The following is a 19,650-nucleotide window of genomic DNA, read 5'->3' as shown; positions in this document are numbered from 1 at the left end:
CCGGGCCCCCGGCCCGGCCGACGACGGCGCCCCCGCCCCCTGTGCGCCAGGGGGCGGGGGCGCCGTCGTCGGCCGGAAAGCTTCTCCGGGGCGTCCCGGCCCGGGATCATGTCACCGACACGGTTGTTCGAGTCAGGGGACGGGAGAGGGACCGGACATGTCCGACCGGGACGACGAGGAGCGCGAGTTCGACCTCACGTGGGCCGACCGCGCCGAGCACAAGGAACCCTCCGCGCGCGCCCGGATGCTCGCCGCCCGCTGGAAGGAGAACCCGCCCGGACCGGTCCCCTTCCGCGCCGGCCCCGACCGCGGGGGACCCGGCCGCCGGTCGTCGTGGGTGTCCACCGCCGTGGTGCTCGGCTGCGTGGCCGCCGTGATCGTCCTGCTCGGGTACGCCGAATTCCGGTCGCCCTACTAGGCCTCTTCTGTGCCGCCCCTGGTGGCGACCGCGACCCGCCCATGGGGTGCAAAGGGTGCACACTGGACAGCGGGACGAGTGCGCGACTGCGGGGTGATACAGATGCAGAGCCGCTTCCGGAGCGACCGGCGGCTGACCGTGCGCATGGGGACCACGCTCTTCCTCCTCGGGCTGCTGTACGTCGGCTTCTTCGCCGCGCTGATCGTGCTGCTGAAGTCCTGGGTCCTGGTCGTGGTGATCGTGGCCCTGGTCTTCGGCGCGCAGTACTGGTTCTCCGACCGGATCGCGCTGTTCGCGATGCGGGGCCGGGTCGTGGAGCGGGAGGAGTATCCGGAGCTGCACGGCGTGGTCGACCGGCTGTCGGCCATGGCCGGCATGCCGAAGCCGGTGGTCGCCGTGTCGGCGATGGACATGCCGAACGCGTTCGCGACCGGGCGGAACCCGGACAACGCGGTGGTCTGCGTGACCACCGGGCTGCTGCGCCGGCTGGAGCCGGCCGAGCTGGAGGGCGTGCTCGCGCACGAGCTGTCGCACGTGGCGCACAAGGACGTCGCCGTGATCACGGTCGCGTCCTTCCTCGGGGTGATCGCGGGGCTGATCGTGCGGTTCGCCTTCTACTCGCAGCTGTTCGGCGGCGGACGGCGGGACCAGAACACCCTGGTCGTGTTCGCGGCCGTGATGGGCGTCTCGGCGGCGGTGTACGCGCTCAGTTTCCTGCTGATCCGGTCCCTGTCCCGGTACCGGGAGCTGGCCGCGGACCGGGCCGCCGCCCTGCTCACCGGCCGTCCCTCGGCGCTGGCGGCGGCGCTCACCAAGGTGACCGGCGACATCGCCCGCATCCCGACGAAGGACCTGCGCACGGCCCAGGCCTTCAACGCCTTCTACTTCACGCCCGCCTTCGGCGCCGAGCCCGGCCTCGGCCGGCTCTTCGCCACGCACCCCAGCCTGGAGCAGCGGCTCGACCAGCTGGGCCGGATCTCCGCCGAACTGGGTGAGGCGGCGGCGCCCGGAAAGGCCTGAGGGCCATGGGCCTGCTGGACATCCTGCTCGGCCGCACCAAGCCCGTCACGCCCGACCTGGACCGGCTCTTCGCGCTGCCCTCGGCGGCGGTGAGCCTTCAGGCGGCGGCCGGTTTCACACCGACCGGGCAGGGCGCGGTGTGCTTCGCGACGGTCGAGGGCGCCGCCTTCGAGCAGACCCACCGCGAGGTCCGGGCCCTGCTGGACGCGGACGCCGGCCGGATCCCGGTGGAGCTGAGCCACGACTCCTACGGCTACTCCTGGCTCGTATCGCACCGCTCCCCCGACGAGCTGCCGCTGCTCGTGAACGACCTGCACGCGGTGAACAGCTCCATGGAGGTCAACGGCTTCGGTCCGCAGCTGCTGTGCTCGCTGGCCGGTTTCCGCGACGACGACGGGCGGCGGCTCGCGCTCGTCTACCTCTACAAGCGGGGCACCTTCTACCCGTTCGCGCCCCTGCCCGGCGACCGGCAGCGGCGGGACAACGCGCTGGAGCTGCGGGTGCGGGCGGTGCTCGACGGGGAGCTGCCGGTCGAGGGCGACCTGGGCCGGTGGTTCCCGGTGTGGGGCGCGCCCGGACTGTGACCGGCGCGGGCCCCGCCGGCTGTCAGTGGGCTCGGGCAGGACGGCCGTACCGAGGCACGGCGGGCGGGCGCAGGCCGGTACGGGTGAGGGAAGGCGGCACATCGGGGCGGTGGGGCGGCGGGCGAGGCTCGCGCTGCGACAGCGGCCGGCGGGGCCGGGTGGGGACCACCCGGATCACCCCGGGCTTTTGGACGCCACCGGAGCGGGAGCCGCCGGCACAGGTCACCTCTCGACGCCGGCCGGGACATCCAGCCCGTCCGGCGTTCGAGGACGAGGCCGTTCAGGCCGAAGCGGGGGTCTGGGGGGCGGCGCCCCCCAGCCGACGGCGACCACGACGCCGGGCACCGGGAAGGGAGACGGCACCCGGCGCCCGCGTCACCGCGAGTACCGCATCAGCGCCCGCACCATGCGGCACGTCGTGTCCGACGGCGGGTGCACGCCGATCGTCTCCGCGGCGCTGCGTATCGTCTCGTCGCGGGCCTGGTCGGGCAGGTAGACGCCGGAGTCGAGCAGGGCGATGGCGAGGCGCATCGCCTTGAGCCGGCGGTTGTGCGTGACGTACCACTCGCGGGGGCGGCCCGCCGGCAGCGGACGCTTCTCCACGGGCTGGTACGGCAGGTCGAGCAGGACGGGTCGCTCGGCGGTCGACTGGGTGGGCAAGGGCTTCTGCTTCAGTGCGGCAGCGGGCACGGGCATCCTCCTGTCGCGGTCGGGGCGCCGTCCGGACACCCCGGCGACACCCTCGAACACTGCTTCCATTTTACCGCTCCCCACTGACAAAAGCCCCTGGCCACAAGGGTTTTCGGGGTTGCTGAGGCGTGCGGGGAGAACGGGTTCCGCGCCCCTCGGGCTACCGTGTGCGGCATGGAGATCTGGATCAACCCGGCCTGTTCCAAGTGCCGCAGCGCCCTCAGCCTGCTCGACGCCGAGGGTGCCGACTACACCGTCCGCCGCTACCTGGAGGACGTCCCCGGCGAGGACGAGATCCGCGAGGTGCTCACCCGCCTCGGCCTCGAACCGTGGGACATCACCCGCACCGGCGAGGCCGACGCCGAGGAACTCGGGCTGAGGGACTGGCCCCGCGACGAGGCGTCCCGCGACCGCTGGGTCGCCGCGCTCGCCGCGCACCCGAAGCTGATCCAGCGCCCGATCATCACGGCGGAGGACGGAACGGCCGTCGTGGGCCGCTCCGAGGAGGCGGTCCGGGACGCGCTGTCCCGTTGAGCACCGCGTCGCCGGCGGCCGGACCCCGGGACCACGGCCTCCTCCCGGCCCGGATGTGACGCAGGTTACTCCGGCCGTTCCCCGTGACCGCTGAGCAACCCCGTTCGATATCTCGTACATAGCGGCGTACGCTCCCCTACCTCTTCAGGAGGCGCGCATGTCGCGCAGGAGAAGTCTCGGTACGAAGAAGAAGATCGCACTGCTGGTGGGCGCCGCGTCGGTGGCGGGCGGCGGGGCCTTCGTGACGGCGAACGCCTCGAACGCCGCGCAGACCACCCAGGACGCGCGGACCAGGTCCGCGCAGGACTCCACCGTCTGCCAGGGCCTGGCCACCGCGCTCGGCGACAACCAGCGGTTCATCGACGGTCAGCGGGCCCGTCCGGACGCGCAGTCCGGGGCCCGGATCGCCAACCGCGAGGCGGTCGTCGCGGAGATCGAGCGCAAGCAGGCGGCGTCCGGGTGTGCGGTGGGGGAGCCGGCTCAGGACTCCCGGGCAGCGCAGCCGCCGCAGGACGGCCCGGGCGCGGACCGGGACGCCGGGCGGGAGACGGGCCAGGACGCCGGGCGGGAAGGAGCCGGGCGGGAAGAGGCCGGGCGGGAAGAGGCCGGGCAGCAGGCCGGGGACCGGGCGGGCGGCGCCGCGCAGGCCGGTGAGCAGGTGTGCGACGGCTCCACCGTCACCCTCTCCGGCGAGGGCGGCGCCCCGGCCGCCTCCAGCGACCGGTTCCCGCTGGGCACCGAGCTCAAGGTGACCAACCTGGACAACGGCAGGTCCACGACGGTGAGGGTCGGCTCGGTCTCGGGCAGTTGCGTCCTGCTCAACGACGCGGCGTTCGAACAGGTCCGGGAGCAGGGCAAGTTCCTCATCCGCCGGGCGCTGATCGAGAAGGTGGGCTGACCGCCTCTCCCTCCCCGCCCCCCCACGCCTCCGCCCGGCCCGCGCCGAGCGGAGGCCGGGGCCGTGAGGCGCGCCACACCTCCCCCGGGTAACACGGGGTTCACATACGGGCAACGGACGGGAAATCGCCTGTTGGCACGCTGCACGGCAGCAGACGCGGCGTCCGGTGCCGCAGCGCCGCAGCACCCGCAAGTGCGCCCAGACCCACCCCGAAGGATGTGGCCCCGTGACCTTCAAGGCTGAGTACATCTGGATCGACGGCACCGAGCCGACGGCCAAGCTCCGTTCCAAGACGAAGATCATCACGGGTTCCCCGGCCGGCCTGGACGCCCTTCCCCTGTGGGGCTTCGACGGGTCCTCCACCAACCAGGCCGAGGGCCGCTCCTCGGACTGCGTGCTCCGGCCGGTCTTCTCCTGCCCCGACCCGATCCGCGGCGGCGACGACATCCTGGTGCTGTGCGAGGTCCTCGACACGGACCTGACGCCGCACCCCACCAACACCCGTGCCGAACTGGCCGGGACGGCGGAACGGTTCGCCGCGCAGGAGCCGGTCTTCGGCATCGAGCAGGAGTACACCTTCTTCAAGGGCTCCCGCCCGCTCGGCTTCCCCGAGGGCGGCTTCCCGGCCGCGCAGGGCGGCTACTACTGCGGCGTCGGCTCGGACGAGATCTTCGGCCGCGACGTCGTCGAGGCCCACCTGGACAACTGCCTGAAGGCCGGACTCGGCATCTCCGGCATCAACGCCGAGGTCATGCCCGGCCAGTGGGAGTTCCAGGTCGGCCCGCTGGCGCCGCTGGAGGTCTCCGACCAGCTGTGGGTGGCCCGCTGGCTGCTCTACCGCACCGCCGAGGACTTCGGCGTCTCCGCCACCCTCGACCCCAAGCCGGTCAAGGGCGACTGGAACGGCGCGGGCGCGCACACCAACTTCTCCACCAAGGCGATGCGCGAAGGACCCGAGGGGTACGCCGCGATCATCACCGCCTGCGAGTCGCTCGGCGAGGGCTCCAAGCCGATGGACCACGTCAAGAACTACGGCGCCGGCATCGACGACCGCCTGACCGGCCTGCACGAGACCGCCCCGTGGAACGAGTACTCCTACGGCGTCTCCGACCGCGGCGCCTCCGTCCGCATCCCCTGGCAGGTCGAGAAGGACGGCAAGGGCTACATCGAGGACCGCCGTCCCAACGCCAACGTCGACCCGTACGTGGTGACCCGCCTGCTGGTGGACACCTGCTGCTCCGCGCTGGAGAAGGCCGGCCAGGTCTGATCCGCGCCGTTCCGGGAAGGGGCGTCCGCCGTCGTGGCGGACGCCCCTTCCCGGCGTCGGTTTCCGGCCGACGTGGCGTCAGGAGGCGCCGGAGGACGTCCAAGCAGTGAGAGGAGTCTCCTGTCCGGCGCGGCCGTCTGCTTCAATGGACCCATGTCCGCCTTCCAGAAGTACGCAGCGACGGGTCGCCACGACCTCGAGCCCTTCTGGCCTTCCCGTCAGCACCACGACTTCGACCGGGTGTGTTGCCGCGCGACGATCGCGCCGGCCCTGTGAAGCCGTAGTCCCGGCCTTCCGCCGACGCGCACGACGTACGTCCCCGACGCCCCCGGCCACCGCGCCGCGGCCGTCGCCCTCCCGACGAACTCCTCGCGCGAAAGAGCTGACCTCTCATGGCGACCACCCGTTCCCTCTCCACCGCTCCCGTCACCGCCTCCGCCCCCTCCGCCCCGGCCCGCCACCGGCTGCGGGCCGTGGACCGGGACGAGGTGGTGGACGTCGCGGACCTCCTGCCGCCGGGCGCCACCTGGCTGCCCGCTCCCCCGCACACGCTGCCCACCCTGCCGGGCCGCCCGCCCATGGTCGGCTACCTGGTGCTCGTCCCCGCCGACCGGCAGCCGCCCTTCCCGCCGGCGGCCGTGCCCGGCACGGCGCGGCAGGACGCCGAGGAGGCCGACGTCCCGGGCGACCCGCTCGTCCGGATCGACGCCGCGCGCCGGACCGCCACCGTGGACGGACGCCGGCTCGACCTGACCTACCTCGAGTTCGAGCTGCTCGCCCACCTCGTCGCACACCCGCACCGCGTCCACACCCGCGACCACCTCGTCACCACGGTGTGGGGCTACGGCCACGTCGGCGACGGCCGCACCGTGGACGTGCACGTCGCCCGGCTGCGCCGCAAGCTGGGCGCCGAACACCGGCGGGCGATCCAGACCGTGCGGCGCGTCGGCTACAAGTACACGCCGCCCACCGGAGGCTGAGGCTCTGCTGTCGGCAGAGGGCCGTTCCCCCGGAGCGCCGCACCGGGCAGGGTGAGCCGCATGAGGCTACTGGTGCTGGGCGGTACGGAGTTCGTGGGGCGGGCCGTGGTGGAGGCGGCCCTCGGGCGCGGCTGGGAGGTGACCGTCTTCCACCGGGGGCGGCACGCGCCGCCGGCCGGGGTGCGGTCGCTGCACGGCGACCGCACCGCGGCCGACGGGCTCACCGCCCTGGCCGAGGGCGCCTGGGACGCCGTCGTCGACACCTGGTCGGCGGCGCCCCGCGCGGTGCGGGACGCGGCACGGCTGCTGGCCGGCCGCGTCGGCCGGTACGTGTACGTGTCGAGCTGCTCGGTGTACGCCTGGGCCCCGCCCGCCGGGTACACCGAGGACGCCCCGCTGGTCGAGGGCGCGGCGGCGGACGCCGGGCAGAGCGGCTACGCCCGGGACAAGCGGGGCGCGGAGCTGGCCGTCCTGGACGCCTTCGGCGCGGACCGCTCGGTGCTCGTGCGGTCGGGGCTGATCCTCGGCCCGTACGAGAACATCGGGCGGCTGCCGTGGTGGCTGGACCGCGTCGCGCGCGGCGGCCCGGTGCTCGCACCCGGACCCCGGGACCTGCCGTTGCAGTACGTCGACGTCCGTGACCTCGCCGCCTGGGCCCTCGGCGCGGTGGAACAGGAGCTGGGCGGGGCGTACAACCTGGTCTCCGCGCCGGGGCACGCCACCATGGGCGCCCTGCTCGACGCCTGCGTCCGGGTCACGGGCGGCGCGGCCGAGCTGCGCTGGACGGACCCCGGCACCGTCCTCGGCGCCGGCGTCGAGCCGTGGACGCAGCTGCCGGTGTGGGTGCCGCCGGGCAGCGACCTGCACGACGCCCTGCACACGGCCGACGTCTCCCGGGCGCTGGCGACGGGGCTGCGCTGCCGGCCGGTCGCCGAGACCGTCTCCGACACCTGGACCTGGCTGCGGTCCGTCGGCGGCGCGGCGCCGCGGCGCCCGGACCGGCCGCCGGTGGGACTGGACCCGGAGACGGAGGCGAAGGTGCTCGCGGCGGACGGGGGTGCGCCCGGCACCGCCCCCTGACCGGGTGCCCGGCCCGGTGACCCGGGCCACGGGCTCCACGGGACCGAGGCCGTGGACTTCGGGACGGCGGGCGACGGCGGGACGCGGGCGCGGAACGCGGGCCCGGCGGCCGTGGGGGGCGGTCCCGGCGTGCCTCGGTCACGGCCGCCGAGCCGCACCGGCCCCACAGGACCCCGCGATTCCCGAGACGGGTGAACACCCGTGGGGCGGCTTCCGTATGGAGGGGAGCCGCTTCACTCCTGTCGGGCGCCTCGACGCCCCGCAAGGAAGTCAGAGGAGTTCCATGGGACGCAACACGAGAAAACGCCGGATGCCGCTGGCCGGCAAGGCCGTTGCCGGGGCGGCGGCCCTGGCGCTCGGCGGTGGCGGACTGGTCTGGGCGAACTTCCACGCCTCGGCCCACGAGGAGCGCTCGCCGCACAACCGGACGACGTCGGCCGCGGCGCAGGTCGCGACCATCAGCTGTCCCGACGTCGGCCAGCGGCTCTCCGACGTGCCGGACCGCGCCCGCGGGGAGGTGGACGGCGAACTGGCCACGCTGGACAGCCAGATCACCGACGCCTACCAGCGGCTCGCCACCACGCGGCGCGCGCAGGCCGGGGACCCCCGGTTCGTCGACAACGCCATCCTCGGGCCGCTCAGGGACCGGCGGAAGGCGATCATCGACCGGATCCGGCTGGAGATCGACCGGGCCGGCGGCCGGGCGGACGACGGCCTGGACGACCTGGCCACGTGCCAGGGCCGCCCCGCGGACCAGCCGCAGGACGGCGGTGGTCAGGACGGCGGTGGTCAGGACGGCGACGGCGGCCAGGACCAGGGGGGCGGCAACGGCAACGGTGCCGCGGGCCCGGTGGCCGACGACTTCATCGACATCGGCGACGTCCGGCCGGACTCCCGCGACAGCCGCAACGGCCTCGCCGCCGACGGCGACGGCGGCTCCACCGGCACCTTCACCACCGACTGCGGCGTCAACGAGGACAACCTGTTCAACAGCGACAACCTGATCGCCGCCCCCGGTGTCGACAACGGCGCGCACCACACCCACGACTACGTCGGCAACCAGGACAACGACGCCTTCTCCAGCGACGACGACCTGGCGAACGCCGGCACCTCGTGCCGGAACCAGGGCGACAGGTCCACCTACTACTGGCCGGTGCTGCGGCTCCAGGACGGCACGCGGGAGTTCGACGCGGGCGACCAGGGAGGCGGCGCCGAGGGCAACGTCGGCAGGATCCTCAAGCCCGCCCGGGCCGAGCTGAGGTTCGTCGGCAACCGGCGGGGCGACGTGGTCGCGATGCCGAAGTTCCTGCGCATCATCACCGGTGACGCCAAGTCCTTCACCAACGGCGACGCGAACGCCAACAGCTCGTGGAGCTGCACAGGCTTCGAGGACCGGCAGGTCACGGACAAGTACCCGCTGTGCCCCGACGGCAGCCAGGTGGTGCGGACGGCCAACTTCCAGAGCTGCTGGGACGGCCGGAACACCGACAGCGCCAACCACCGCACCCACACGGCGTTCGTCGACGAGGACGGCGACTGCCCGGACGGCTTCCGGGCCATCCCCCAGCTCCAGGTCCGCCTGGTGTACGACGTCCCCGCCCCGACCGTCGAGAACGGCCGGGTGCGCAACCCGTACGCCGTGGACAGCTTCCCGGAGCAGCTGCACAAGCCGGTCACCGACCACAACGACTTCATCAACGTCATGGACGAGGACCTGATGGACAAGGTGGTCGACTGCATCAACAACGGCGAGGACTGCACGTAGTCCTCCCCGTGCCCGCGTGAGGTCAGCTCCCGTGGCCGCCGTGCCCGGCCGGGTGCGTGCCGCCCCCGTGCCGCGCCCCCTCCTCCAGGGTTCCGCCGAGCAGGACGCGCAGGCCGGCCACGACGTCCTCATGGCCGACGGCGACCCACTTGCGGCCGACGAGGTAGTGACCGCCGTAGTCCTTGGCCGTGTCGATCCACTCGCGCTGTCCGCGGTCGGTGGCGAAGGTGGCGAGGACGTACTTCTCCCCGTCCTTCTCGCAGAGGGCCTGGCGGACGGTGTCCGCGTCGGTCTGCAGGTCCGGCTCGCAGCCGGCCCCGGCGGCCAGGTGCTCCAGGCTCCCGGTCGCCGTCTCCGGTACGGCGGCCTCGCCGTCCCCCTCGGGCGCGCAGCCCGTCAGCGCCAGCACCGCGGCCGCTCCGGCCAGCGCGAGCATCGGTCGGGTCAGCCTCATGTGTTCCTCCGGTCCCTTCCGGCGACATGCCGCACGGAGCCCCGGCGAGGGCCCCCGGCCATCGATACGGCGGCGGGGCGCGGAGCGCTCAGAGGTTCACCGGGTGACCACGGGCCGGTTGGCTCGTTGCGCTGGACGTGCAGTCACAGGATGTCGCCCAGCGCCCCGCACCGTCCGCCGGTGACCCGGTCGTCGACGTCGAGCAGGCCGAGGCCGCGCTCGTCGAGCACTATCCGGGTCTGGTCCGGCTCGCCTACCTGGTGCTGCCGCCGGACCTCGGCCGCAGCCGCCGGGTGCTGACCGCGCACGCCCTGGCCCAGCGCGCGCTGCCCCGCACCCGGACGGCGACGCCCGTCATCCCGGCCCAGTCGTCCGGCCGCGAGGGCGATCCGGGGTACGCCCTGGTGCGTCTGCGGGTCGTGCGCACGGCGCTGGAGGCGGGGCTTCCGCTTCGGCGCCGGGCGTGGCCCAGGCGCTCCCAGCTGCCGCCGCTGCTGCCCCAGGTGTGGGGGCTCAAGCTGTTCCCGCGTTCGGGCGGCGCCGACGAACTCGCCCTGGACCAGCGGCTGTCCGCCCTGTCCGGCCCGGCCCGGGCGGCGTACGCGCTGCGCGGTCTCGACGGGCTCCCCGACGGCGACGTACGGCGGCTGCTGACGGCCGCCGGGGTCGCCGACGCCGACGCCGCGCTGCGTGAGGCCGACGAGGTGGCGGACCAGTACGCGCTGCTCGGCTCCCCCGAGTTCGACCCCTGCTCGCTGCAGGCCCGGCCCACCGACCTGATGCGGCGCCGGCGGCACACGAAGGCGGCGCTGGTCGCCGGGGCGGCGCTGGTGGTGTGCGGGGCGCTGCTGGGCCTGCCCGGGGACGGCTGGGGACCGGACGGCGCCGCCGCCCCGGCGTACGCACGCAATCCGGCGGCCGAGGCGGCCCTCGACCCCGGCAGGCTGACGCGGGCCGCGCCCGCCGCCTGGAAGACGTCCGCGCGCACCGACTTCTCGGTGTGGCCGGCGCGCGGCGGCCTCGCCCGCGACAAGGGGCTGCTGCGCCGGGCCCTCGCCGTCTGGGCCCGCCCCGGCGGGAACGTGCGGGTCTCGGCGACGGCGGGCACCGCGACCGGCGGGCCGGCCGGACCGCCGCAGCTGTTGTACGCCGGGACCGTCGACACCGCGCGCGTGGTGATCCTCTACGACGGTCTGCGCATCGTCCGCTACGCCGAGCCGAAGGACGGCACGGCGGGCGCCGCCCTCGACTTCGCGCGGGCCGACGGGGCCGGCCGGGCGGAGGCGAACGCGGTGGTGCTGGGCCGGACCGACGGCAACGTGCGCTATCTGACGGCGCCCTGGGTGACGAAGGCGGCCGAGCGGGACCTGGCGAAGCCGGGTTCCGGCGCGATGGACCTGACGCTGGCCGACGGGGTGACCTCGCCGCTGGCCACTCCGGTCCAGCACACCGGGGCCTGCACGTCGTGGAACGTGCTCCAGGTGACCGACGGCTCGCACACCCGCCTGATGAGCGACCTCGGCGAGCTGGTCCCGGCCCGCCTCACCACCGGGCGGCCCGGCAAGGCCAAGGACGTCTCCGGTGCCGAGGCGCTGCGCGCCTGGGCGCCGTACGCCTGTTCCCTGGGCGCCGTGCGCGGGCAGGGGGTGCGGTCGGTGAACGCCTGGGAGTTCGCGAGCCAGTCGCTGCCCGACGAGACCGGTCCGGGCGAGTGGACGTGCACGCGGGCCGAGACCTGGCGGGGGGACGGGGCGCGGGTGATGGCGCAGTTCCGGACGCCGGGCGGGGCGCGGGGCGCGGTGGCCGCGAAGGCCCAGGACGTACCGGCGTGCGGCAAGCGCGACCCGCACGTGCTGGCCGGGGTGCTGTGGAAGTCGGAGGACGGGGACTGGTACCTGCTGGCCGCCGGCAGCCGGGACACGGAGTCGATCGAGGCGTCGGGCGGCGTCAGCGGCTCCGCCGACGGCAACCTGCTGACGGCCGGGGCCGAGCGGGGCGCGCGGGCCGAGCTGAAGGGCGTCCTGGAGGACGGACGGACGATCGGCGGGCTGCGCTAGGCACCGGACACACTTGCTGACGCCGGCGTCAACAAGTGGCCGCACAAGGGTTCCCGGCGGAGCTACTCGTCAGTACATTGACGCCATGTCCAACAAGCATGTCCTCACGCTGAAGACCCTGGTGATGGTGGCCGGTGCCGCGCTGGTCGTCCGGCGGGCGGTACGGGGCCGGACCCCGGCCCCACCGCCGGGGACGACGACCGCTGCGCGGCCGCCGGTCTCCGGGCGGACCGGGACCCGCGGTCCGAAGCTGCTGGTCACCGCGCACGAACGCCTGGCCGACGGCGTGGTCGGGATCCGTCTGGAGGGGCACGGCCTGCCGCGCTGGGAGCCGGGGGCCCACGTGGACCTGGTCCTGCCGTCGGGGCTGGTCCGGCAGTACTCGCTGTGCGGCGACCCGGAGGACACCTCCTCGTACACCGTCGCCGTGCGGCTGGTCGAGGACGGGCGGGGCGGCTCCCGCGAGGTGCACGAGCAGGTGCAGGAGGGGACGGAGCTGGAGGTGCGCGGACCGCGCAACCACTTCCCGCCGGTCGAGGCCCCCGCCTACGTCTTCGTCGCCGGCGGCATCGGCATCACCCCGGTCCTGCCCATGCTGCGGGCACTGCCGGAGGGCACCGAGTGGCGGCTGCTGTACTGCGGGCGGACGCGGGCCTCGATGCCGTTCCTGGAGGACATCGGGAAACTGGACGCGGGCCTCGGGCGGAGCGGGACGGGGGCACCCCCGGCCGAAGGCCGGGGGAGGGTCACCGTGGTCGCCGAGGACGAGGACGGGCTGCCGGACCTGGACGCCTTCCTCGCGGATCTCCCCGAGGGCGCGGCCGTCTACTGCTGCGGCCCCGAGGGGCTGATGGCGGCCGTCGGGGAACGGCTCCCGGAGGGCACCGCCCTGCACCTGGAGCGGTTCGCGCCGCGCACGGCGGCGGGCGGCGACGGGGAGTTCGAGGTCGAGCTGCACCGCAGCGGGCGCACCCTGACCGTGGCCGCCGGCTCCTCCGTGCTGGCCGCGGTGCGCGCCGAGCTGCCGAACACGCCGTACTCCTGCGAGCAGGGCTGGTGCGGGACCTGTCAACAGCGGGTGCTGGAGGGCGAGATCGATCACCGGGACGAGCTGCTGACCGACTCGGAGCGCGGCGACTCGATGCTCATCTGCGTCTCGCGCGCCAGGAGTGCACGGCTCGTGCTGGATCTGTGAGGCCGGTGAACACCGACGGCGCTCCGACCCGTTCAGGGGGCCGGAGCCGGTCGGTAAGGTGTTCGTATGACTACCGGGGTACGCCGCAGAATGGGCGTCGAGGAGCGGCGGCAGCAGTTGATCGGCGTCGCGCTCGAACTGTTCAGCCGCCGCTCGCCCGACGAGGTCTCCATCGACGAGATAGCGTCGGCCGCGGGTATCTCGCGTCCGCTGGTCTACCACTACTTCCCCGGCAAACTCAGCCTGTACGAGGCCGCGTTGCAGCGCGCCTCCGACGACCTGGCCGCCCGGTTCGCGGAGCCCCGGCAGGGCCCGCTGGGAGCGCGGCTGCTGCGGGTGATGGGGCGCTACTTCGACTTCGTCGACGAGCACGGCCCCGGGTTCTCGGCCCTGATGCGCGGGGGTCCGGCCGTCTCCGCGGGCGAGGCCTGCCCGCTGAGCACGACGTCCGCGGCGAACGCGCTCGTCGACTCCGTACGGCAGGCCGCGTACGTCCAGATCCTTTCGCACCTGGGCGTCACCGATCCGCCCGCGCGCCTGGAACTGGTCGTCCGCTCCTGGATCTCGCTCGCCGAGTCGACGGCCCTGATCTGGCTGGACGGCCGCCGCGTCCCGCGGGCCGAGCTGGAGGTCCAGCTCGTGCACGACTTCGCCGCGCTGATGGCGGTGAGCGCCGTCCACGACGAGGGGATGGGCGCCCTGCTGCGCGGCATCCTGGAGGACGAGCCGGCCGACGGCCCGTTCACGGACCTGGTCGGCCGGCTGACCGAGCTGGCGTCGTAGCTCAGACCTCGGCCTTGCGGTAGGACGGGTCGAGGTCGCGCACCTCGGCCGACAGGTGCAGGGCGACCCCGTCCCTGGGCTCGACGTACTTGCGCAGCAGCTCCACCACGGCCTCGGTGAGCTGCGCCTTCGTCTCCTCGGAGCGTCCGGCGAGCAGGGCGATCGACACGTTCACGATGGCGTGCCCCTCCTTCTCGGCGCCGACGGCCTCGTCCTCGGTGCGCAGGACCCGCGTCTTGCACGCCTCCGGCCGGGCGGCCGCCGTCCCGACGACCACCGGGTGCAGGGCGAGGGCGAACTCCTCCCAGTCGACGTCGTCCAGACGGGCGGAACGCTCGACGGTGATCTGCGGCATGGGTGCTCCTCTTCTACGACGGACAGGAGCACCCTAGCCGCAGCGTTCCGCTAACCCGCGCGGGTGAAGACCGCCACCGTGCGGGCCGGGACCGTGAAGGTGCTCGAGCCCCGCGCGTAGGCCGCGTCCTTCACGACGGGGTCCGCCCCGGACGCCTGCACCGGGTGCAGGCGGTAGCCGGCCCCGGCCGCCTCGTCCACCCGCTGCCGCTGCTCCTTCGGGGTCGCGTTGAAGACCACGACCAGGTCACCGAGGCGCATGGTGATCACGCCGGGGGTCTCGTCCTTCCCGGAGAGCGGGAAGGAGAGCCGGGACTGCACCTGGCCGGCCGTGGTGAGGGAGAAGTCCTTCTCGCTCGTACGGATCCTCAGCAGGTCCCGGTACGCGGACGAGGCGCCGGTGATCTGCGGGCAGCCGACCTTCACCGAGGTCAGCAGGGGTGCCGCGTAGGGCCACTTGTCCTTGTTGTCGGCGGCCGGCGGCAGCCCGCGGCCGAAGCCGTTGCCGTCGGCGCAGTTCCAGTGGACGGCGTTGAACCAGTCGCCGCTGTCGAAGGAGTTGCGGTCCAGCGACTTGGAGCGCAGCAGGTCGGTGCCCGCCTGGGAGAGCGCCGGGCCCTGCGAGAGGGCGGCGGTCGCCATGGCGAGGACCTGCATGCGGGCCCGGTCGCCGGCGGACGTGCCCTTGGGCAGCTTGTAGGCGAGGGCGTCGAACAGGGACTCGTTGTCGTGGGCGTCGGCGTAGGCGAGGGCGTCGCCCGGGGCCTCGGCGTATCCGGCGGGGGCGCCGTTGTAGTCGACCTCGGAGCCCTTGACCTCCTTGCCGTCGGTGTCGGTGAAGCGGTACCCGGCGAGGTTGCCGCTCAGGCCGACCTTGATCAGGTCCTGGTAGTGCAGCAGGCGGGCCCTCTGCTCGGCCTCCGTGCCGTTGGCCTTCGAGGTGTTGGGGTCGGTGTAGAGGCCGGAGGCGAAGCCCTGGACGCCGGGGTCGGCGTCGAAGGGGGTGCCGCCGCGCACGGCGTCGCGGGCGCGGTCGGAGAAGGTCGCGATGCCGGTGCCGGCCATGTTCTTCTGGGTGGCCTGGACGAAGCGGGCGTCGTCGGCGACCTCGCCGAAGTTCCAGCCCTCGCCGTACAGGATGATCTTCTTGCCGTCGACGCCGTCCTTCTCGGGGGTGAGCGCGTCGAGGGCCTCGCGGACGGCGAGGATGTTGGCCTTCGGGTGGTGGCCCATGAGGTCGAAGCGGAAGCCGTCGACCTTGTACTCCTTGGCCCAGGTGACGACCGAGTCGACGACCAGCTTGCCCATCATGGCGTTCTCGGTGGCCGTGTTGGCACAGCAGGTGCTGTTCGCGACCGAGCCGTCGGCGAGGAGGCGCTGGTAGTAGCCGGGCACGATCCGGTCGAGGACGGAGGTGTCCGCCTGGCCGCCGGCCGCCGTGTGGTTGTAGACGACGTCCATGACGACGCGCAGGCCGTCCTCGTTCAGGGCCTTGACCATCCTGCGGAACTCGACCGTGCGGGCGGTGCCGTCCGGGTCGGTGGCGTAGGAGCCCTCGGGGACCGTGTAGTGGTACGGGTCGTAGCCCCAGTTGTAGGCGTCCTGGGCGGCCGTCTTCGCCACGCACTCCTGCTGCTTGTCGGAGTCGGCGGGGAGCGCGGCGAGGTCGCAGTCCGCGGTGGCCCGGTCGGCCTCGTCCTCGGGGACGGTGGCGATGTCGAAGGCGGGCAGCAGGTGCACGTACGAGGTGCCGGCCTTCGCCAGCTCGCGCAGGTGCTTCGAGCCGTCGCTGTCCTTGTCGGTGAAGGCGAGGTAGGTGCCCCGGTGGTCCGGGTCGGCCGTGCGGTCCGCGACGGAGAAGTCGCGGACGTGCAGCTCCTGGATCTGGGCGTCCCCGAGCGGCACGGCCTCGGGCTTGGTGTAGCCGTCCCAGCCGCGCGGGGCGAGCGCGCGGTCGCCGAGGTCGACGACGAGGCTGCGCTCGGAGTCGGTGGTCAGGGCCACCGAGTAGGGGTCGGTGACCTTGTTGGTGACGATCGCGCCGGCACCGGGCGCCCAGACCTGGACGACGTACCGGTAGGGCTCGCCCTTCCAGGACGCGGGGCCGGTGACGGACCAGACGCCGGTGGCGTCGTCGCGCCGCATGCCCACCGTGCGGTTCCCGATCTCCAGCTTCACGCTCTGCGCGGTCGGCGCCCACACGGACAGCGTGGGCCGGCCGTGGCGGAACACCGGACCGAGGTCGGCCTCGGTGGCCCCGGCGTAGAGGTCGTCCAGGGCGCCGGCGGTCTGGACGCCGGTCGCGGCGAGGACGGCGCCGGTGGCGGAGCGCTGGGAGGCGACGACCTGGCCGCGCAGGGCCTCGCGGACCCGGTCGCGGTCGCGGGGGTCGACGGACCAGGCGGCGTACGCCTTCAGGTGGGGGAACTTCGCCTTCTGGGCGTCGGTGAGGGTGGTCCTCGTCAGGCGCAGCCACCGGACGTCGTCGCCGGTGAGGGTGCCGTTCGCGGCCTTGACCGAGCCGCTGCGGGAGGCGAGCAGCTGGGTGGAGGCGGCGCCCTCGGAGCCGTTCCACGCGACGGTGTTCCGGTCGATCCAGACCGCCTCGGCGGTGGTGAGGTCGACGGCGGCGGCCGAGCCCGCGGGCTGCGGCAGCAGGTACTCCTCCTGGCCGCTCACCAGCCACACCTCGTGGCCGCTGGTCCTGAGGTCCAGGACCTGGTCGGTGGGCAGGTCCTTCTCGTCGCCCTTGTGGAGGATGTAGTTGAGGCTGCCGGCACCCTCGGCGAGGGGCACCTCGAAGACCGCGCCGTAGGAGTCGGTCCTCACCGGCGCGAGCGGCTTCGACCAGTCGGTGGGGTTCGCTGCGCCCGTCCAGACGTGCAGGCCCCAGCCGTCGTAGTCGCCGTCGGCGCGGTGGTAGTGCAGCACGGCCTTGGTGGTGTCCTGGGCCGGGTACTCCGGCCGCTCGGTGACGACCTTCTCCTCGCCCTGCTCGATCCACACCTCGCCCGTCTTCGTGACGTCGATGGTGCGGTCGGCGGCGACGTCCTTGTCGCCGTCCTTGTCGATGACGAGGAAGCCGACGTTCGAGGCGCCCGGCTTCAGCTTGACGTAGGCGAAGGCGCCGTAGGCGTCGCGGCCGGTGAAGGGGTGACTCTTCGGCCACTCGGTGGCCTCGCCGTCGGCGAGGTCGCCCCAGGCGTACAGGCCCCAGTCGCCGTAGTTCCCGTCCTGCCGCTTGTAGTGGACGATCGCGTGGTCGCGGGAGGCGGCGGTGGGCGGCTGCTCGACGGGCGGGGTGCCGGTGACCGAGGCGGCCGTGGCGCTCGCGGTGCGGCCCGCCGAGTCGACGACGACCGCCTTGTAGCGCAGGGCGGTGCCGGCCGGGGTGTCCTCGCCGATGGTCTGGGTGACCTTGTAGGGGGCGTGGTCGGCGGAGCCGAGGGTGCGCCACTTGCCGTCGCCGGTCTGGGCGGCGAAGACGACGCGGTTCAGCTGTCCGCCGGTGACGTCGGCCGTCAGCTCGACGGTGCCGGTGGCGCCGGGCGCGGGTGCGGTGAGGGTGATCGCCGGCTTCGTGGCGGGCGCGGCGAGCCGGCCCGCGGCCTTCAGGACGATCGCCGAGCCGGCGGGCACGGTGACGGTGACCTTCCTGTCGGCGCCGGACCGCACGGTGGCGTCGGTGCCGTAGAGGCCGCGGAAGGTCATGTCCGCGGAGCCGGTCGCGAAGGTGGCCGTCCTCGCCCCGTCCGCGTTGTTGAGGGCGACGACGTACTCGGTGCCGCTCGTGGCGTCGGTGCGGGAGAAGGCGTAGACGCCGGCGCCGTCGGCGGCGTACCGCTCGGTCTGGACGCCGTCGGCGAGGGCCGGGTTGTCCTTGCGGAGCTCGGCGAGGGTACGGATCTGCCGGTACAGCGGCGCGTCGGTGTCGTAGGCGGCCTCGGCGTGGGTGCGGTCGGTGCCGATCCGGTCGTCGTCGAGGTAGTCGGCGGTGCGGGAGGCGAACATCGGCTGGCGGGCGTCCTTGTCGCCGCCGGCGCCGGTGAAGCCCTGCTCGTCGCCGTAGTAGATCACCGGGTTGCCGCGGCTGAGGAACATCAGCTCGTTGGCGAGTTCGTCCTTCTTCAGCAGCTCGGCGTCGCCGGCCTTCGGGTCGTCCTGCTTCAGGAAGGCGCCGAAGCGGCCCATGTCGTGGTTGCCGAGGAAGGTGACCTGTTCGTAGGCGTTGGCCTTGTCGGTCGTGTACTTCCAGTCGTCACCGAAGACGGAGGCGAGCTTCCGGGCGCTGCCGCCCTGGGAGACGTAGGCGCGGGCCGCGTCCTGGAAGGGGAAGTCCAGCGTGGAGTCCAGACGGCCCTGGGTGACGTACGGGGCGGTGACGGAGGTGTCGGCGGAGTAGACCTCGCCGAACATGAAGAAGTCGTCGCGGCCCCGCTTCGCCGCGTAGGCGTCCAGCGCGGTGGCCCACTGGGTCCAGAACTCCATGTTGACGTGCTTCACGGTGTCGATCCGGAAGCCGTCGATGGCGAAGTCCTTCACCCACCGCTCGTAGATCTTCTCCATGCCGCTGACGACCTCGGGCCGTTCGGTCCACAGGTCGTCGAGGCCGTTGAAGTCTCCGTAGGTGGCCGACTCGCCGGCCCAGGTCGAGTCGCCCCGGTTGTGGTACATGGCCGGGTCGTTGAGCCAGGACGGGACCTTGAGGTTCTTCTTCGCGGCCGGCACCGTCGGCGTGCGCGGGAAGGTCCCGGCGTCCACGCGGGGGAAGCGGCGGGTGCCGTCGGCGTAGTCGGCGTCGTCGAAGGGCTGTCCGTCCTTCGTCAGGTACGGGAAGGCGCCCTTGGAGAGGTAGTCGTAGGACTTCTCCTCGTAGTCGACGACGTCGGCGGTGTGGTTGGTGATGACGTCGAAGAAGACCTTCATGCCCTTGGCGTGCGCCTTGGAGATGAGGTTCTTCAGGTCCTGGTTGGTGCCGAAGTGCGGGTCGACCTGGGTGAAGTCGGTGATCCAGTAGCCGTGGTAGCCGGCCGAGGCGTTCTCGCCGGTGCCCTGCACGGGCTGGTTCTTGAAGAGGGGCGCCATCCAGATGGAGGTGGTGCCCAGGCCCTTGATGTAGTCGAGCCGGTCGGTCAGGCCCTTGAGGTCGCCGCCCTGGTAGAAGCCCTTGTCGGTGGGGTCGTAGCCGGTGGTGAGCCGGGTGCCGGTCAGGCCGCCCCGGTCGTTGCGGGGGTCACCGTTGGCGAAGCGGTCCGGCAGGACGAAGTAGAACTGCTCGCGGGTCAGGTCGTGGCGGGCGGCGGTCTTCGCCAGCTTCGCGTCCGACGGGGGTGCGGGCGGGGCGGCGGCCCGCGCGGCGAGGGGTGTCAGGAGTGTCGCCGCGAGCGCGGCGACGGTGACGGCCGCGATCCGTGGGGCGGCGGCCCCTCCGGGTGCGGCGGTGCGGCGCTTCACAGGCGCCGGCCATCTCGGTATCACCGGTGTGAACTCCTTGCGATTACGGCTCGATCGGGTCCGACCCCGGCGTGACCGTAGCGCCGACGCAAGTCTTGCGGCAAGGGTCGTGAAAGT

Annotated in this window: 17 protein-coding genes; 13 read left to right on the top strand and 4 right to left on the bottom strand. The window is 73.4% G+C overall.

Annotated features, from left to right (window positions below):
- The first annotated feature begins 157 nt into the window (after nt 1–157).
- The 3 genes from ACZ4V6_RS03770 (at nt 158) to pspAB (ending at nt 2,022) form a co-directional block, all read left to right on the top strand.
- Entirely contained in the window at nt 158–418 is a 261-nt protein-coding gene (locus ACZ4V6_RS03770) for an SCO2583/SCO2584 N-terminal domain-containing protein (RefSeq protein WP_467822175.1), read from the top strand.
- Nucleotides 419–520: 102 nt separating this feature from the next.
- Nucleotides 521–1,438: a zinc metalloprotease HtpX gene (gene htpX, locus ACZ4V6_RS03765; RefSeq protein ID WP_467822173.1), complete on the top strand. Its 918-nt coding sequence runs from the start codon at nt 521–523 to the stop codon at nt 1,436–1,438.
- A gap of 5 nt (nt 1,439–1,443) precedes the next feature.
- On the top strand, nt 1,444–2,022 hold the full coding sequence (gene pspAB, locus ACZ4V6_RS03760; protein ID WP_467822172.1) for a PspA-associated protein PspAB: 579 nt from the start codon (nt 1,444–1,446) through the stop codon (nt 2,020–2,022).
- A gap of 375 nt (nt 2,023–2,397) precedes the next feature.
- Here the strand turns inward: pspAB and ACZ4V6_RS03755 are convergent, their stop codons facing one another.
- Nucleotides 2,398–2,712: a hypothetical protein gene (locus ACZ4V6_RS03755; protein ID WP_467822243.1), complete on the bottom strand. Its 315-nt coding sequence runs from the start codon at nt 2,710–2,712 to the stop codon at nt 2,398–2,400.
- Nucleotides 2,713–2,886: 174 nt separating this feature from the next.
- Between ACZ4V6_RS03755 and ACZ4V6_RS03750 the strand changes: the two genes are divergently transcribed.
- The 7 genes from ACZ4V6_RS03750 (at nt 2,887) to ACZ4V6_RS03720 (ending at nt 9,236) form a co-directional block, all read left to right on the top strand.
- Nucleotides 2,887–3,246, top strand: coding sequence for an arsenate reductase family protein (locus ACZ4V6_RS03750; RefSeq protein ID WP_467822170.1), 360 nt, complete (start codon nt 2,887–2,889; stop codon nt 3,244–3,246).
- 157 nt (nt 3,247–3,403) lie between these two features.
- On the top strand, nt 3,404–4,144 hold the full coding sequence (locus tag ACZ4V6_RS03745; RefSeq protein WP_467822168.1) for a hypothetical protein: 741 nt from the start codon (nt 3,404–3,406) through the stop codon (nt 4,142–4,144).
- A 226-nt stretch (nt 4,145–4,370) separates the two neighbouring features.
- Complete coding sequence (gene glnII, locus ACZ4V6_RS03740; RefSeq protein ID WP_467822166.1) at nt 4,371–5,411, top strand: glutamine synthetase; 1,041 nt, start codon at nt 4,371–4,373, stop codon at nt 5,409–5,411.
- Nucleotides 5,412–5,564: 153 nt separating this feature from the next.
- The gene (locus ACZ4V6_RS03735) at nt 5,565–5,687 is read left to right on the top strand and encodes a hypothetical protein (RefSeq protein ID WP_467822164.1); all 123 of its coding nucleotides are present in this window, start codon (nt 5,565–5,567) and stop codon (nt 5,685–5,687) included.
- Between the two features lie 116 nt (nt 5,688–5,803).
- Complete coding sequence (locus tag ACZ4V6_RS03730) at nt 5,804–6,391, top strand: winged helix-turn-helix domain-containing protein (RefSeq protein ID WP_467822162.1); 588 nt, start codon at nt 5,804–5,806, stop codon at nt 6,389–6,391.
- Between the two features lie 60 nt (nt 6,392–6,451).
- Nucleotides 6,452–7,471 (top strand): SDR family oxidoreductase, encoded by a 1,020-nt coding sequence (locus ACZ4V6_RS03725; RefSeq protein ID WP_467822161.1) that lies wholly within the window; start codon nt 6,452–6,454, stop codon nt 7,469–7,471.
- Between the two features lie 283 nt (nt 7,472–7,754).
- Nucleotides 7,755–9,236, top strand: a complete 1,482-nt coding sequence (locus tag ACZ4V6_RS03720; protein WP_467822159.1) for a DUF1996 domain-containing protein — start codon at nt 7,755–7,757, stop codon at nt 9,234–9,236.
- A 22-nt stretch (nt 9,237–9,258) separates the two neighbouring features.
- Here ACZ4V6_RS03720 and ACZ4V6_RS03715 read toward each other — a convergent pair whose 3' ends face one another.
- Nucleotides 9,259–9,690: a hypothetical protein gene (locus ACZ4V6_RS03715; protein WP_467822157.1), complete on the bottom strand. Its 432-nt coding sequence runs from the start codon at nt 9,688–9,690 to the stop codon at nt 9,259–9,261.
- 137 nt (nt 9,691–9,827) lie between these two features.
- Here ACZ4V6_RS03715 and ACZ4V6_RS03710 point away from each other — a divergent pair, with 137 nt between their 5' ends.
- The 3 genes from ACZ4V6_RS03710 (at nt 9,828) to ACZ4V6_RS03700 (ending at nt 13,725) form a co-directional block, all read left to right on the top strand.
- Nucleotides 9,828–11,747 (top strand): hypothetical protein, encoded by a 1,920-nt coding sequence (locus tag ACZ4V6_RS03710; protein WP_467822155.1) that lies wholly within the window; start codon nt 9,828–9,830, stop codon nt 11,745–11,747.
- 85 nt (nt 11,748–11,832) lie between these two features.
- Nucleotides 11,833–12,942: a PDR/VanB family oxidoreductase gene (locus ACZ4V6_RS03705; protein ID WP_467822153.1), complete on the top strand. Its 1,110-nt coding sequence runs from the start codon at nt 11,833–11,835 to the stop codon at nt 12,940–12,942.
- 66 nt (nt 12,943–13,008) lie between these two features.
- Nucleotides 13,009–13,725, top strand: a complete 717-nt coding sequence (locus ACZ4V6_RS03700; protein ID WP_467822151.1) for a TetR/AcrR family transcriptional regulator — start codon at nt 13,009–13,011, stop codon at nt 13,723–13,725.
- Between the two features lies 1 nt (nt 13,726).
- On the opposite strand, the gene ACZ4V6_RS03695 is transcribed toward ACZ4V6_RS03700, so the two are convergent.
- Nucleotides 13,727–14,080: a 5-carboxymethyl-2-hydroxymuconate Delta-isomerase gene (locus ACZ4V6_RS03695; RefSeq protein ID WP_467822150.1), complete on the bottom strand. Its 354-nt coding sequence runs from the start codon at nt 14,078–14,080 to the stop codon at nt 13,727–13,729.
- A 50-nt stretch (nt 14,081–14,130) separates the two neighbouring features.
- A complete protein-coding gene (gene pulA / locus ACZ4V6_RS03690; protein ID WP_467822148.1) occupies nt 14,131–19,557 on the bottom strand; it encodes a pullulanase-type alpha-1,6-glucosidase in 5,427 nt (1,808 codons plus the stop codon).
- Between the last annotated feature and the right edge of the window lie 93 nt (nt 19,558–19,650).

This window comes from Streptomyces sp. NPDC029152 (genome assembly GCF_055564355.1).
The sequence above is the reverse complement of the archived record's forward strand: the minus strand, read 5'-3'. Positions and strand labels throughout refer to the sequence as shown.